This is a genomic window from Priestia sp. RMT2NF4 (assembly GCF_047872835.1).
Taxonomy (GTDB): Bacteria; Bacillota; Bacilli; order Bacillales; family Bacillaceae_H; genus Priestia; species Priestia zanthoxyli.
The window spans coordinates 511,742-527,253 of the sequence record NZ_JBLQZO010000003.1; the positions used below are offsets into that span (position 1 = coordinate 511,742).

The following is a 15,512-nucleotide window of genomic DNA, read 5'->3' on the forward strand; positions in this document are numbered from 1 at the left end:
TGTCAGAACATCTGCTATAATAAGTTAGTTTATAAGAAAAGAAGGATTACTGGAAGAGGAAAAATATCTTTTTTTAGTGGAAATTCTTTTGATGAACGAAAAAAGGCTGGGTAGGCGGGAGAAGGGTCTCTATGTGCAGTAAGAGCAAGAGAAATGTATAATAGATTTAGAGGTGACTAAATTATGTATCTAGTAGACTACCATCATCACACGAACAATTCATTTGACTCACAGGCAGTCATGAAAGAAGTGTGCGAACAAGCTGTAAAAAACGGAGTGAACGAAATTTGTTTTACCGAGCACTTTTCATTAAATCCATTAGCGCCAACGTATGGTCATATGGATTTTGATAAATATGAACGAGAATTAGTGGAATGCAGAGATAAATTTCAAAATCAGCTAGTGATAAAAAAAGGAATTGAAATTTGTGAGCCGCATTATTTAAAAGAGAAGTATCAGGAAACGATCAAGCAAGAGAACTTTGATTTTATTTTAGGTTCGGTGCATAACATTAATAACATCAAGCTTCGCAAACATTTAGAACTCAACGACAAAGAAGCGATTTACCGCGCTTATTTTAATGAAATGTATAAGCTAGTAAGCGATGCCGATATTGACGTATTGGCTCATTTAGATTTAATGAAGCGCTATGCGTTTGAGCAATACGGCATTTACGACTTTCATCAATTCAAAGATATTCTTGCCGATATTTTGAAAAAAGCCATTGATCGCAATATTGGAATTGAAATTAATACTTCAGGTATAAGAGGGAAGCTGGGCGAAGCGCTGCCGGCACTTGAAGTTGTTGGGCTGTACCGCGATTTAGGCGGAGAAATCTTAACAATTGGATCTGATTCACACTTTGCAGAAACCGTAGGAGCTCATATGAAAGAAGCAGTTGAAATGGCAAAACAGTGCGAATTTACGGAGATTTATACGTTTGATCAACGTCAGCCAAAAGGAATAAAAATATAAGTGATAGTAAAAGCACGCTTCAATATAAAAGAAGCGTGCTTTTACTATTGGTTGTTCTTATTCGTTAATAAGAATTCTCGGACGTCTTCTATTTTTAATCCGAGTTCATGAGCGGCTTTTATTAGATCAATCCATTCCTGATCTACTGCTAATTTTTTATCTGTGTTCATCACTATTCATCCACCCTTGTCAGGGAACCCAGCCATCTTAGCATGTTGTAAACATTACCTTAGACCTGAAGCTTTGCGTCACTGCTTTTCAGCAGCTTTGCCTTTATCTGAATAAATTTTTTTAATAACTATTATTATTTTAGTGGAAAACTAGCAGAAATGGTGTCGAAATAGGTCGAGGTTTTAAAAAAACATTTTACATCCATCTTTATATCCTAAAACGGGTGGATAGTAAAATGATTGAACTTAAAAAGTAACGTTTTGCTGCTAATTTATACGCAGTTCATAAATAGCATTCACAATAGAAGAGAAAAGCATAGGACAAGGAGAGGTAGATATGAGCTGGATGAATACCTACAAAGTATAGAGGGACTTCAGAGACCTGCAGTCATATTTAAAAGAAGACCTGCTAAGCGAATAGAGAACAATAAAATCATAAAAAAATGAACCCTGATAGGAAGGGTTCATTTTTTTATAGAAGAACTATATTCATTTCGCTTTGCTCTTCTATGCTTTGTTTTATTTTTATATAGAAGAAACAAAAACAAAGCGCCTCCAAATGAATCAATCAGTACATCTACAATTCGACCGTCTCGACCAATAATAAAAGCCTGGTGAACCTCGTCCAAAAAAGCAAAGCAAGCAAGCAGTAGTCCAGCTTTTACATAACGCCCAGGCTTTTCTTTTAAGTTCCAATAAATTAAAACAGCTAATACACCAAAGAAGGAAATATGAGCAATTTTACGAAGGATAAACTCTAGATTAAATCCGTAGCTGTAGGAAGTATAAAACTCACTGCCCGATTTTAAAATAGACCAAAGCGTGGCATTATGATCCCAAACAGAAGAGTTACTCCAGCTGCTTGGATCTGTGACCTGTAAATGAGGTGTGTGGGAAAAATGAGCGATGCCAAGCATCATTAAGATAACAGCGATTTTTTTTATCATGATGACATTTCCTTTATTTTACTTGATTGTATTAGCTTAAGAAAAAAAAGAGAAAAAAGCAAGAAATTTAAGAGCTGATAATAAATTTTTTAAAATATCAGATATAAAAAAAATAAAATTCAGTTAATTCTGTTTGCTTGTTTGGACAAAATTCTTTACCTCATCAATTGACAAGCCCATTTCATAGGCCTCTTTCATCAATAAAATCCACTCTTTCTCTAAATCTATTTTTTCTTTTAATTTGTCAGTCATGACTATTCCTCCCCAGACCTTAAGGAGTAAAGCTGTCGTGGTTGAAGAAGCTCTCGATACTAGCTTTACTTACTTTTATTAACAATTATACAAACAATCAAATTTACTTTGCAAATATTATACAGAATATAGTTATAAAGGATTATTTACACATGAATAAGAATAGGTAAAAAGAAGTTAATCAGAGTAGTGTCGCGCAGTGTTTTTACTTAATGCTTAGAATCCTTCACTGCCTGCAGATTTTTTTTGAAGGACAGGTACTGATAAAATTCAATAAAATCCTCTTTTGTCATGCCTTGGCCTATAGCTCTGCTTAGCAACTCCAGCCATTCTTCCGTAATATATGGATCAGCTTGCATCTGTTCATTTGTTTCATCAATTAAATAATCAACACTTGTACCCAAAGAAGCAGCAATTTTGTGAAGCATCTGCAAGGAAGGGTTTGAGTTTGAACCCTTTTCAATTTGTGAAAGGTAGGATTTTGATATTTTTGCTTTCTCCGCCAATCTAGTAATAGAATAACGTTTTTGCAGTCTCATTTCTTTAATGCGATCACCGATCACGTGAAAACCTCTCCTTTATATGTAGCATCTGTTGTTCATTATAAAGGAATTTATAGGGTTTTCAAGATAAAAACGTTAAAAAATATGTCTTTATTTCGGAAATAGTTCTTTATAAAGAACTATTGGGTATTTGGAACAATTAATAGAAGATATACCTCAAACTGTTCTAAATGAAAGTACAATAACTGTTATTAGATGCTGATAGTGGGGTTAATATAGTTTATCAATACTATTACGAAGAAGTGATGTAGTTCTTATTACTCAACATGAAAGGTGGAACACCGAACCAATCTGTTAGAAATAGATTTTTTTACACAGGTGATTAAGGAAACCATGTAATAGACATTAAATGTGTTTTACCATAAGTAATAGTGGGTGGTATTTAATGACCATACTAATTTTATATTCATTTAAAAGAATTTAGGTATTCTTTTTCGTTTAATGACATCTGGACAGGTTATTGAAGTACTTCAGGATGTGCATACTACTCAAGAGGTTGGACTGCTTTTTTTATGATATCCCTACATCGAGTAGTTATACATATACAATGTCCAACTATTTAGCTGACAAAGCAATCATATTTCAGCATATAGAACGGTTCTATAACCAGAATAAAATCCATAGTAATCTCCGCCATCTATGTTTAAATTATTAACTACAACTCAATATTTCAAAATTGCTTTGATTAATAATTAGGATTTACTAACTGAAGTAAAATATGCGCCGTTTTAAGTGATATATATATAGTGAAAATCATATGTTTTTCGTTTAATTATTTGTAATTATTACGTAATAGACTCTTGTTGTATCAAATTGTGAAAAAGTATGTGAAATAAGAAAGTACCAAAATATCAAAGTTTTAAATGATAGTTTGAGATTCTAGAGGATATGACTATCAAATGAGAAAGTAATAATATTAAAAAAAGTTAATATACTAATTTATGTGTATTATGACCTATAAAGGGGGCTGTTTACTGTGAACGAAATTCCAATAAATAAGAATGATGTTTTAATTGAAAATGTTGATTCCACAAAGGGCTATCAAACTCAAGGATCTGTAAAGAGACTAAAAATAAAAAAATCGAAAATTAATTCTATCCAACACGGAATTCACATTAATTCAGCTAATGTTGAAGACATATATATTTCGGGAAATCAAATCATAGCTGAGAAGTATGGGGTTTTGACAAATATTGGTTCAGAGAACGGAAAAAACTTAAATATTTATTTTAATAAAATCTACTCTCGTGTAGCTGATGCTGTCCAATTGAATAACCCAACAAATACATTAGATCGCACATCGTGCTCTTTCAAACAAGTAAAAATTATTGGTAACACACTTATAGCAGATGAGTATGGGTTAGGAGATAGTGCAGGTATGGCAATTGGAATAGCAAATACTAGAGATGTAGTAGTGATTAGCAATATAACAGAAAAATCAAGGCGAGAAGCTTTACATATTGAAGCTTCTCAGAAAAATGTCCTTGCAATCGGTAATATATTTAATGGTTGTATTTCTGATGGTTGTCGAATACTTACGAAAGGTGGGGCAAAGCCACCTACAATTTCTAGTAATCATTTCATAAAACATAATATCGCTAAAAAAGATATAGGGATTTGGCGGGTGTATGATGGAAATGGGAGTTTAGAAGTCAATATATCTCAAAACTATGTACGTGGTTTTGACATAGGCTTATGGATGGATGGTGCTCAATGGGTCAATGCTGATGGATGTATAATAGATGATTGTAATGTCGCAGTGAAAACTGGAAATAATACTCTAATTTTAGGGACTATTATTTCTAAGAATTCCCCGGTTCTGATTCAAGGTAAAAGTGGAAGCGTAGTCGAAAAGGTGGTTTCTGAAATACCGCCTACTAAGGTACTAGAGTATATTGGAACATCAGGACAATTAGGAGCAACATTAAAGAGTTTAATTTCACAAACAGGACCAGTTCTAACAACAAAGGGCATAACTAACACTTTCACGCTATTTCCCTTAGCTAATATTATGCAAGGTAAATTAACAATAAGAAATGGCGGAATTAACAAACTAATATTAATATGTGATATAACCTGGGATGGAACAAATTTAGCGGTAAATAACATTGTGAAAAAAATATCTGGTAGTTTTGGTGATGGTGTGACGTTTACGAATAACAGCAACCAATTGTCATTTTCAATTTATTGTGCTAATGCGTTTACAACTAACTTTAATTATGAGTTTGAAGGAATGTATTATGTAGAGTGATTCCAAACAAATAATTTTTATTTAAAATAGAGACATAAAGGTTGCAGTGCTGATATTAGCTGTTACTTATGTGAACGAGACATAACTTCAGAATACATCTTTCAGTTCTTAAGTTAGGAAAGACTATGAGGGTAGTAATAATGGATCTTTAATTCATTAATGTGAGCCTAATATACACCCTCTTTTTAACTCTGTATTCTATTTAAGTACTTTCTTAGCCGATGTATCCTTAAGAGAAAATTTATACCTCATTATTTCTAAAAATTTGAACACGATAGCTCCTTATAAATTTAGTAGCCCCATCTATTATACCGTGTACTAAGATATTTTTTAGGGACATGGACGTTACTAGTATGGATAAAGAAATAATCATCTTTATTTTTATGTTGTTGATATGTTCTGTTCTAATAGTAAATAATATCTTCTAGCTCTTTTTCAATGAATAGCTGTAATTTTCATAACTCTATTTATGAGAAAAACAAAAAGATGCACAGGTGTTTTTCTTATGAAAAGGAAAACTTTGACGATAAACAAAAAGAACAAATATTGATGGCTATACGAGAGACATGGAAAAATATTTATGTAAATCTTGTGAAGGACTTACCCTCGTTTCCGCCTAAACACAAGTACAAAACGCCAAGCGAATCGTACCATCCTATAAAATTGAGTGTCTTAAGATCAGAGAGAAAAACAAGGAATTACATAATGAGTTTATACAAGTATCTTGCTTGGGAAGGTAAACGATGTGGATATATTTAGTGGTGTTTAATAAAGAATAAATTCTAGAGTTCTTCATCTTTGAAGAAAGTGATAGTAGTTCATTAGTTATCTGGAAAATAAAGCAAGGTGAATTTTCTTACACTTCACCTTGCTTTATTTTTTAGTGCTTTACCGCACTCTCTAATGAACTTTAATGTTAAATTATAGCAGTACTTTGTCTATTACCCTTAATGTTTTTCTTTATTATATGCTGTTTTTTGGAGACATTTTCTATTTTTATATTAGAAATAAATTTAGTCTGTAACAAAGCAACCCATATATATATTTGGATAAATGCTAACGAGTCGAATTGCAATTGAGAATATATAACTAGAATCACTATCATTTTAGCTAGATTTTTGCCTTTAATACTACAAATAAAGTAAATAGACAACAGCAATATTAATAATCCTATTACACCTAATTCTGATAACATGCGTGTAAACATATTATATTGTGCTAGACTGTAATTGTTAACTGCATTTCTTAATTCTTCTGATTGTTTCAAAGCAGTAGCATCTACTTCGCTCAAATGATCGACATAAGCATAATGGAAGTTTCCCAATCCATATCCTAATAATGGTCTATCGGAGAATGATTCGAGTCCCACTTCTGTATAGGTGGATCTTATAACAAAAGATGTATCCTCTAATACAGTGCTAGGCTTATTAATAATGTTAGAGAGTCTATAAAAATGATCAGAGTTTAAGTGAAAAACATTCTGCACAAACACTACATTTAATATTAACAAAATAGAGAAAATTGCTAGCATAAAAGCGAGAAATCTTTTAACGAATATTTTTTTATGTGTTGTAAAAATAGAATATACTATAAAAAATATAAAAATATCCAAAAAATATCTTATGGAAAGAGAGAATAATGAAATTGTAAAAAATGAAAGAACAATTATTTTATGATTTTTAGTTAAATATCCTTTGTTTTTTAATATAATTACAGCAGGTAGCAGCAATAAGTTTGTATGAAGACTTATAAAAGAAGGTTCTGAGAATGTAAAGTGAACTCTGCTGGCACTTGCGTAAGCATCTCTGTTAACAAATAGATGGATTACTTCTCTTAAAGCACCGTTAGGGAAAATGTATATATAAATTAATTGAAGTACCCCCACAAATAGTGCTAATCCATACCCACGCACAATCCACTGGAAAACCTTTATAAATTTAGTCTCATCTTGATGATGCTTTTGTGTAAAAATTTTAAATCCTAGGTAAACAACTATTCCAGCCATTAATGATGTAGTTGCATCAATTAACCCATCAAAATTATAATTATTTTTCATATTTTCAAATACTGTAATAACAATAGAGAAGGTTAGTATAACAAAGATAATAATTTCAATTCTTTTAAATTTTAAGTAAAGTAGCTTATGGATATTAAAGAGAACATAAAGTGTTATGAATAAAAGGGACAGTGGCTTGTAGCCTCCTCCAAACATAAAAGGAAAATTATCAAGAGAAAGTAAAAAGGCAGCTGCATAAATAAAAAAAATCATTGTTGGGTCATCCTTTATTTGTATTATTTCCATTATATTCTATCAGTTATATTTAAATTTTAATAGGGAGAAAATAATTATGCAAAGTATATTGATAAAAGTCTTTAAGTTCATAGTTTTCATTGTCGTCGCACTAGTTTTTATTCTAACAGGCTGTATTAATGAAAAAAAGAAAATTGACGACAATAGTGAGGAAATGGATAGAAGTATTAAAGCGGCTTTTAATGTTGAAAATTATGGAGCAAATGGCGACGATAATAAAGATGACACATCTTCAATATTGAGTGCAATCGATGCTGCCAAAAATGTTGGAGGAGGAACTGTTTTTATAGACTCAGGTAAATATTTGGTTAAAAATTTTATAGATGTACCAAATAACGTATCTATCATAGGAGCAGGTAAATCAAAAACTATTCTTGTTAGAAAAGATGGTAAAAGTGAAAGAGTATTATCATTACATGGTGACCAATTGTTACAAGGTTTAGGGTTTAATTCTAAAATTGGAATATTAGTTGTTGGGAATAATGTTACTGTTTTAAACTGTAAGTTTAAAAGTACTGTGCAAGGAATTCAGAATTCTATCTCAATTAACAATTTGTCTATAATTAATTCGATCTTTGATGGTTGTGGTTATGGAATACTCTCTAATAAACAACCTAGTTTCAATGTTAGAATTTTTAATAGTCATTTCATTAATAACACAGCTGATGATATTGAAATTAATTCTCCTAGCAGAGGTTGGACTATTGAAAATTCTACGTTTAAAAATAACAAAAGTCAGTCAAGTTGGTCAGGGTTTGGTGTAGGAGTTGCTGTTTCAGCTAAAGATATTAAAATAAAAAATTCTTATTTTAATAATATAAAAGGTCAATGTGTCCATGTGGAAGACTATTCAGAAGTTAATATTACAAATTCATACTTTAAGAATTGTGGATCTAATGATTATAAAGGTAGCCCAAAAGCAGATATAGCAGTTTTATCTAATGCTAATGTAGAGGTGTCTAATAGCATTTTTGCCGAATCTGACAAAAGCTTTAGTAAACTTGCTATCTATAATACTGATAAACCTATTGGTGGAGATGTAAAAGTTAGTGCATCGAAACTTTATAACAAAAGAGTAAGTATACATGTTATTAAAGATAATGTTAAATTTTTAAGGTGAAAATAAACTAGTATTTTGATTCCTTTGTAAATATTTATATGTATATAAGCAAAAGTATATAGAAAGGATATGGACTTGAGTCAATAATTTGGACACAAAAAAGTTAAGTCTTAAGCTGTTTTTCTTATTTGATCCTCAATCGCTTGAGGGGTTTGATAGCCGAGGCTACTATGGATTCTGTTTCGGTTATACCATCCTTCTATAAACTGAAACATGGCTACTTTGGCAGCTGAATAATCTAGGTATTGCGTATGATAGATTTCCTCTTTTTTTAATATGGCATGAAACGACTCGATACAGGCATTATCATAAGGGCAGCCTTTCTGGCTGAAAGACTGTTCCATTTGATACTTGTGGACATGCTGAGTAAACTCACTGCTTGTGTATTGTGAGCCAAGATCCGTATGAAGAAGTAAGCCCTTTCGGGGCTTTTGATTAGTGTAAGCGTTTTGAAGTGCTTCAATGACTAGTTCAGATGTCATGGAACGAGAAAAAGAATAGCCCACGATTTTTTTAGAATGTAAATCTAATACGGATGCTAAATAACACCAACCATCTTTTACTGTAGGAATGTACGTAATATCTGCCTTAATGGTCTGTGTAGAAAAATCTCGTTTTAACAGATTCGTCAGTTGTATCACCTTTTCTTTTGACGGATAGAGACGGTATTTTTTCTTTGTAATTGAACGAATTCCTGCTTGTTTCATTAAGCGCTGAACACGCTTTAGACTTAGATCACACCCGTTATTTACTAACATCTTATGAATTTTTGGAGCGCCATAACGCGCTTTACTTTTTACATGAATTCGTTCGATTTCTTTCGTTAGCTTCCAGTTTTCCTGTTCGCGGTTTGATACTGTCTTTTTGAGCGAATGGTAGTAGCTACTTCTTGGAATCGTTAACACTTCGCACATTTCCTGAACACTGTATTGTTCTTTATATTTCTCGATAAAATGGTTGAGCTCTGCTTCCGTTACTTTTTCACGAATATGGCCATAGCCTTTTTTAGAATGTCTAACTCTTGTTTTAACCGAAGGTTTTCCTTCTGGATCTCAGCTAATTCTTTGGGTGTTAGAGATCCTTCTTCTGAGCTGATAGGTGTAAATGCCTTCACCCACTTATAGATTGTTACTTCTGATACGCTATATTCGCTGCTTAAATTTTTAACAGAGTTTCCTGCATGATATAAATCCACAATCGTTTTCTTAAACTCATCATTGTATGTTTTGCCTGCACGTTTACGTTCCATTTCGGACACATCCTCTCAAAAATCATTGTAAAGACTTAATTAAATGGTGTCCATGAAACTATACTAACTCCAATATTTATAGATTTGAGTCAATGTCTTAGGTATAAAAAAAATTAAGCATTGAATTTTTTTCAGATATTTAACCACTTGATTACTATGATAGCGAAGAATACTGTAAAACTTTGTTGTAGTTATAGAATCCCTCTAAGTACTGAAATATGACTACTTTACCAGCTAAATAGTTTGGGTATCACATATAAATATATAATACACTCCTCTTTTTGTATGATATAGAACTACTTGTTACAGGAATTATCATAAAAGCACCCTTGAGTAACGGAAATATCCCAAAGTGACTTAATGAGGAGCTTAAATATAATTGAAGGAATAGTATGAATTCACTGGGTGTGAATTTAGTACCAAAGCCAAATAGCCCAACTATCTCTTATCGTGAAATGTATGTAATATCTACCCATGTATTTTCTAACCTGTAGAAAATACTTTTTTTACAGGTTAGGAATTTTTTTGAGATTAGTCGGTTGGATCCCCTTTTTAGTGAATATGTACTATAGTTCTTATTCACAATCAAACTGATTCCTGGTTAGTTCATTTAGATACTGAAAAAGCTTATTTTTATATAAATTCATTAGATTCTTTTGTGCGCGGTTCAATTATTTTTTTGAACAAGTTGTAACAGATACTCCTTGTACTATATATCACCTGTTTAATTCTTTAAACGAGTTTCTAGCATAATATAAAATGCAATTGTTTTCTGGCAATTATCGCTGTATTTCTTGTCTGTATGTCTTATTTCAAATAATGGCATCTGTAAAGCAGTTCTGAGAATCTCATTAAATGTCATCTGTGAAAATATACACAGTCCAATGTTTGTAATGAAATTTGGAAAAATATAAAAATGTGCATAAAGAACTGTTTTATAATGAATTTTATGATTAAATTCATGTAGATTGTATAAAAGATAAAATGAAAACGTTATCAAAGAAAAGTGTGAGGAAAAATATATTAGAATATTTAGAATAAATAATTCTTACGAACTAGTTAAATTATTGGGTTTTATGTTATAATTTTCTGGAATGTATGACTATCCAAGAAAGTGCTTTTTCTATACTAATATAGTTAAGGATAAAGTTTTTAAAAATATTGATCCGAAAAATAGACATTATAGGTATATCTATGGGGCATTTGGCGGATTTCGACAAAATAAGACATTGAACCTAGGGAAATAGTATGCTAGTATTCTTTAGTGTTATAAAGAATATTGGAAAATTTTTTTTGAAAATACATCATATGAGAATAATTATTAGAAGATATATTTGTCAACTTAAACCTTTGCTTTGATAGATATAAAAAAATATTTGTTTTCAATTTTCGAATTATATTTATAAATTAAAAATATCTCAGTTTGTTTATGGTATTAAAAAAGTTGTAATATTCAAAAGATGTTTTTGGTTATTCATTACTGGTAATGTCTCCTAACCTTTATCAATGGAGATACTCGGCTATACTGTGGGTGGAGAGGCACCTTAGACACATCCGTTGTCGATAGTTTAGTGTGAGGATGGGTTAGATGCCCAATAATTCTATAAATACTTACGGAAAAATTATAGATGTCTATAATTTTTCCGTAAGTATTTATATCTAGTGTATACATGGCATTATATAAAAGTTGAAAAAGGAGATGATTTGTTAAAGGAATGTATTACGATGTTCGATAAGGTTTGAGATTTACTGGGAGAACTGAGTTTAATTTATAGTATGAGCAGTTAAGGGAAATACAATTGGAAAGAAACTATAAAACTCTGAGAATATATTAAAGTAAAGGTGGGAAGTGTTTTGTCAACAATTGCTGAAGCAGAATCAGAAGTTGCTACTCAAGTACCTCAGAAAGAAAAGAAAATTAAACCTAATAATAGACAAACATATCTTTTGCTTAAACGTGCTATGGATATCATAGGGGCAACTACTGGTTTAATTGTATTAATGATAGTATTTATTGTCATAGCTCTGCTAATTAAATGGGAAGATCCGAAAGGCTCAATTTTCTTTTCACAAAAACGTATAGGTAAAAATGGAAAAGAATTTAATATGTATAAATTTCGTTCCATGGTTTCAGATGCAGAAGAAAGGCTAGTAGAATTGCTTGAACATAATGAAACCACGGGTGCTATGTTTAAAATGAAGAACGATCCACGGGTTACAAGAATAGGACGATTTATACGTAAAACAAGTATTGATGAATTGCCTCAGTTAATCAACGTCTTAAAAGGCGATATGAGTCTAGTAGGTCCACGGCCGCCGCTTGTAAGAGAAGTAAACGAATATACAGAATATCAAATGCAAAGATTGCTTGTCACTCCTGGCTGTACAGGACTTTGGCAAGTAAGTGGAAGAAGCAACGTAGGGTTCGAAGACATGGTTGAATTAGATTTAACATACATAACAACACGCTCCCTAACAGCCGATATTAAAATTATACTTCAAACCATTTTTATGTTGTTTGGTTCTAAAAATGCTTATTAAATAAAAGGGAAAGCTGGTGTCTTAAAATGAAGAGAAATTCAAAGATTTATGTAGCTGGCCATAGAGGCCTTGTAGGATCAGCTATTGTACAAAAACTGCAAGAAAAAGGCTATAGCAATCTAGTATATCGTACAAGTGCTGAGCTAGATTTGCGAGACAAGCCGCAAGTAGACGCATTTTTTGCTGAAGAAAAGCCGGAATTTGTTTTCTTAGCAGCAGCTAAAGTAGGCGGTATTGTCGCAAACAATGAATATCCAGCGGAATTTATTCATGACAACTTATTAATTCAGTCAAATATCATTGATGCAGCATACCGCAATGGCGTGGAGAAACTATTATTCCTAGGAAGTACATGTATTTATCCAAAATTAGCGCCTCAGCCACTAAAAGAAGAATACTTACTAACAGGTGCGCTTGAACCAACAAATGAACCGTATGCGATTGCTAAAATTGCCGGTATTAAAATGTGTGAATCTTACAATCGTCAATATGGTACAAAATATATTTCAGCCATGCCGACTAACCTATACGGTCCAAACGACAATTTTGATCTTCATACATCACATGTTCTTCCTGCACTGCTTCGTAAATTCCACGAAGCTAAAGAAAGCAATTCACCGTTTGTTGAAATGTGGGGAACAGGCACACCAAAACGTGAATTCCTTTACTCAGATGATTTAGCAGATGCGTGCGTGTTCTTAATGAATACATACCAAGGCAATGAAATTGTCAATATTGGTGTAGGAGAAGATATTACGATTAAAGAGCTTGGCGAAAAAGTAAAAGCAGTTGTCGGGTATGAAGGAGAGATTCAATTTGATACGTCAAAACCAGACGGAACGCCTCGTAAACTAGTAGACGTAACAAAATTGAATGGTCTTGGCTGGAAAGCAGAAACAGCTTTAGAAGAAGGTCTTCAAAAAGCATATCAATGGTTTTTAGATAACGAGCTAGCTGCAGCAAAATGATTAACCACTTTTACTTAAACTAAATACTAAAATAACAGTGGATATATATGGAGGATACAATGAAAACAGCATTAATTACAGGTGTAACAGGACAAGACGGATCATATTTAGCAGAATTTTTACTAGAAAAAGGCTATGAAGTGCACGGATTAATTCGCCGCAGCTCTTCTTATAACCAAGAGCGTCTAGAAGATCTTTTAACGGAGGAAGCAGCGAGCGCATTATTAAACAACTCAAACTTCCACCTTCACTACGGTGACGTAACGGATGCACTAAACGTTACACGTATTATTGGTGACATTCAACCAGATGAAATTTATAACTTGGCTGCACAATCACATGTACGCGTGTCTTTTGATATGCCTGGATACACATTAGATGTTGATGCAAAAGGTACATTAAACATTCTTGAAGCTGTACGTATTTTAGGGTTAACAGATAAAACGCGTGTGTACCAAGCTTCTACATCTGAACTGTACGGAAAAGTTCAAGAAGTACCGCAAAAAGAAACGACACCTTTCTACCCCCGTTCTCCATACGGCGTAGCAAAAATTTACGGTTTCTGGATTACAAAGAACTACCGTGAATCTTATAACATGTTTGCAGTAAACGGCATTTTATTTAACCATGAATCAGAGCGTCGCGGTGAAACGTTCGTAACGCGTAAAATTACGCTTGCTGCTTCACGTATCGCACAAGGAAAACAGGAAAAATTAACGTTAGGAAATTTAGATTCTTTACGCGACTGGGGCTACGCAAAAGATTATGTAGAATGCATGTGGTTAATTCTTCAACATGACAAGCCGGAAGATTTCGTTATTGCGACTGGTGAAATGCACTCAGTCCGTGAGTTTGTACAGCTCGCATTTAAACACACAGGTATTGAAATTGAGTGGAGCGGTGAAGGTTTAGAAGAAAAAGGAACAAATAAAGCAACAGGTGAAGTGGTTGTGGAAATCGATCCTAAATTTTTCCGTCCTTCAGAAGTGGATCAACTGTTAGGTGATCCAACTAAAGCGAAAACATTATTAGGATGGAATCCAACGAAGACCTCATTTGAAGAATTAGTCCGTATTATGATTGCGGAAGATATGAAAAAAGTTGAAAAGGAAGAGAAAATTAAAGTGATGTTTGATTGAATTCTTTAAAATAACGGAAGCAATAGAAAGTCAATATCACTATATTTAAAGTTGAAGAGAGTGGAGTAACGTTATACTATGGAAGAATTAATTTCAGTATTGATGACAACATATAATGAAAAAACTGAATGGATTAAAGAATCTCTAGACTCACTAATTGCTCAGACTTATACAAATATAGAAATAATAATAGTAGTAGATAAACCAGATGAAACGTCAATAGTTAATCTACTCAGAGAGTATGAAAGAAATTATAAACAAATAAAAGTAATAATCAATAAGAATAACATTGGATTAGCATCAAGTTTAAATAAGGCTTTTGAAATTTCCACTGGAATGTATATAGCACGTATGGATGCTGATGACATAAGCGAGAGCAATAGATTAGAAAAACAAATTAAATTATTAAAAGAAAATCCAAGAGCACAATTAATTTCTACTAGATGCAAATATATTGATGAAGAGGGACTGCTGTTAGGAGAGCAGTCTATTAAATACAAAAGTTATTTTCAAATTAATCGTGGCTTAAAGTATATCAATTTTTTAATTCACCCATCATGGCTTATGAGAAGAAAAGTTTTCCTTCAACTCAATGGCTATAGGGAATTTGAATGTAGTCAGGATTACGATTTTTTACTGAGAATGGTCAGTAATAATCTAAATATTATGTTATGTGATGAGTATCTAATTAGATATAGGGTAAGAACAAACAGTTTATCATCTTCACGAGGCTTTAAGCAGTATTTAATTGCGAAATATATTAGGTTTTTATACAAAGAAAGATTAAAAACTGGAAAAGATAGTTTTTCTATTGAAAACTTAAATAGTTTCTTAAGGAAGAATAAATATCAGGAAAAAATAAACGACTATAATAATTATAGTAAAAGATTTATGGATTTGAGAGCTGCAAATACTAAATTTCAAAAACTAAAACAAGCTATTCAATGTATGGTAGTTTCAAAGTACAGTAGGAATTTATTAGTCAATTCAATTTTGTTTAAAATAAATACTAAAATATAGGTAAGG

13 protein-coding genes and 1 riboswitch are annotated in these 15,512 nt (G+C 32.2%); of the genes, 7 read left to right on the plus strand and 6 right to left on the minus strand.

What is annotated here, in order from left to right; translation table 11 throughout:
- The first annotated feature begins 183 nt into the window (after positions 1-183).
- Positions 184-975 (plus strand): histidinol-phosphatase HisJ family protein, encoded by a 792-nt coding sequence (locus tag ACMX9J_RS16065; RefSeq protein ID WP_416225988.1) that lies wholly within the window; start codon positions 184-186, stop codon positions 973-975.
- A 44-nt stretch (positions 976-1,019) separates the two neighbouring features.
- Here ACMX9J_RS16065 and ACMX9J_RS16070 read toward each other — a convergent pair whose 3' ends face one another.
- The 4 genes from ACMX9J_RS16070 to ACMX9J_RS16085 all read right to left on the minus strand — a co-directional run bounded on the left by ACMX9J_RS16070 (position 1,020) and on the right by ACMX9J_RS16085 (position 2,907).
- A complete protein-coding gene (locus tag ACMX9J_RS16070) occupies positions 1,020-1,145 on the minus strand; it encodes an anti-repressor SinI family protein (protein WP_102055986.1) in 126 nt (41 codons plus the stop codon).
- 19 nt (positions 1,146-1,164) lie between these two features.
- Positions 1,165-1,257: riboswitch (cyclic di-GMP riboswitch) on the minus strand.
- Positions 1,258-1,609: 352 nt separating this feature from the next.
- The gene (locus ACMX9J_RS16075; RefSeq protein ID WP_416225989.1) at positions 1,610-2,092 is read right to left on the minus strand and encodes a VanZ family protein; all 483 of its coding nucleotides are present in this window, start codon (positions 2,090-2,092) and stop codon (positions 1,610-1,612) included.
- A gap of 123 nt (positions 2,093-2,215) precedes the next feature.
- Complete coding sequence (locus ACMX9J_RS16080) at positions 2,216-2,344, minus strand: anti-repressor SinI family protein (RefSeq protein ID WP_416225990.1); 129 nt, start codon at positions 2,342-2,344, stop codon at positions 2,216-2,218.
- Between the two features lie 209 nt (positions 2,345-2,553).
- On the minus strand, positions 2,554-2,907 hold the full coding sequence (locus tag ACMX9J_RS16085; RefSeq protein ID WP_416225991.1) for a helix-turn-helix domain-containing protein: 354 nt from the start codon (positions 2,905-2,907) through the stop codon (positions 2,554-2,556).
- 976 nt (positions 2,908-3,883) lie between these two features.
- Between ACMX9J_RS16085 and ACMX9J_RS16090 the strand changes: the two genes are divergently transcribed.
- Positions 3,884-5,158 carry a hypothetical protein gene (locus ACMX9J_RS16090; RefSeq protein ID WP_416225992.1) on the plus strand — a complete coding sequence of 425 codons (1,275 nt, stop codon included), beginning with the start codon at positions 3,884-3,886 and terminating at the stop codon, positions 5,156-5,158.
- 916 nt (positions 5,159-6,074) lie between these two features.
- On the opposite strand, the gene ACMX9J_RS16095 is transcribed toward ACMX9J_RS16090, so the two are convergent.
- A complete protein-coding gene (locus ACMX9J_RS16095) occupies positions 6,075-7,427 on the minus strand; it encodes an O-antigen ligase family protein (RefSeq protein WP_416225993.1) in 1,353 nt (450 codons plus the stop codon).
- A 79-nt stretch (positions 7,428-7,506) separates the two neighbouring features.
- On the opposite strand from ACMX9J_RS16095, the gene ACMX9J_RS16100 reads away from it, so the two are divergent.
- The gene (locus tag ACMX9J_RS16100) at positions 7,507-8,589 is read left to right on the plus strand and encodes a glycosyl hydrolase family 28-related protein (RefSeq protein ID WP_416225994.1); all 1,083 of its coding nucleotides are present in this window, start codon (positions 7,507-7,509) and stop codon (positions 8,587-8,589) included.
- A gap of 110 nt (positions 8,590-8,699) precedes the next feature.
- Here ACMX9J_RS16100 and ACMX9J_RS16105 read toward each other — a convergent pair.
- Positions 8,700-9,838, minus strand: a protein-coding gene (locus tag ACMX9J_RS16105; RefSeq protein WP_416225995.1) for an IS3 family transposase whose coding sequence is annotated in 2 segments (ribosomal slippage) — positions 8,700-9,598 and positions 9,598-9,838 — 1,140 coding nt in all. Because the reading frame shifts where the segments join, the coding sequence is not laid out codon by codon here.
- 1,917 nt (positions 9,839-11,755) lie between these two features.
- Between ACMX9J_RS16105 and ACMX9J_RS16110 the strand changes: the two genes are divergently transcribed.
- The 4 genes from ACMX9J_RS16110 to ACMX9J_RS16125 all read left to right on the plus strand — a co-directional run bounded on the left by ACMX9J_RS16110 (position 11,756) and on the right by ACMX9J_RS16125 (position 15,506).
- A complete protein-coding gene (locus tag ACMX9J_RS16110; protein WP_416226057.1) occupies positions 11,756-12,379 on the plus strand; it encodes a sugar transferase in 624 nt (207 codons plus the stop codon).
- 26 nt (positions 12,380-12,405) lie between these two features.
- Positions 12,406-13,347, plus strand: coding sequence for a GDP-L-fucose synthase (fcl, locus tag ACMX9J_RS16115; protein ID WP_416225996.1), 942 nt, complete (start codon positions 12,406-12,408; stop codon positions 13,345-13,347).
- Between the two features lie 59 nt (positions 13,348-13,406).
- Complete coding sequence (gmd, locus tag ACMX9J_RS16120) at positions 13,407-14,486, plus strand: GDP-mannose 4,6-dehydratase (protein WP_416225997.1); 1,080 nt, start codon at positions 13,407-13,409, stop codon at positions 14,484-14,486.
- Positions 14,487-14,564: 78 nt separating this feature from the next.
- A complete protein-coding gene (locus ACMX9J_RS16125) occupies positions 14,565-15,506 on the plus strand; it encodes a glycosyltransferase (RefSeq protein ID WP_416225998.1) in 942 nt (313 codons plus the stop codon).
- Positions 15,507-15,512: the final 6 nt, after the last annotated feature.

Coding starts and splice junctions, on each gene's coding strand:
- ACMX9J_RS16065 (WP_416225988.1), top strand. CDS start 184: ATGTATCTAGTAGACTACCATCATCACACGAACAATTCATTTGACTCA.
- ACMX9J_RS16100 (WP_416225994.1), top strand. CDS start 7,507: ATGCAAAGTATATTGATAAAAGTCTTTAAGTTCATAGTTTTCATTGTC.
- fcl (WP_416225996.1), top strand. CDS start 12,406: ATGAAGAGAAATTCAAAGATTTATGTAGCTGGCCATAGAGGCCTTGTA.
- gmd (WP_416225997.1), top strand. CDS start 13,407: ATGAAAACAGCATTAATTACAGGTGTAACAGGACAAGACGGATCATAT.
- ACMX9J_RS16070 (WP_102055986.1), bottom strand. CDS start 1,145: ATGAACACAGATAAAAAATTAGCAGTAGATCAGGAATGGATTGATCTA.
- ACMX9J_RS16095 (WP_416225993.1), bottom strand. CDS start 7,427: ATGATTTTTTTTATTTATGCAGCTGCCTTTTTACTTTCTCTTGATAAT.
- ACMX9J_RS16075 (WP_416225989.1), bottom strand. CDS start 2,092: ATGATAAAAAAAATCGCTGTTATCTTAATGATGCTTGGCATCGCTCAT.
- ACMX9J_RS16080 (WP_416225990.1), bottom strand. CDS start 2,344: ATGACTGACAAATTAAAAGAAAAAATAGATTTAGAGAAAGAGTGGATT.
- ACMX9J_RS16125 (WP_416225998.1), top strand. CDS start 14,565: ATGGAAGAATTAATTTCAGTATTGATGACAACATATAATGAAAAAACT.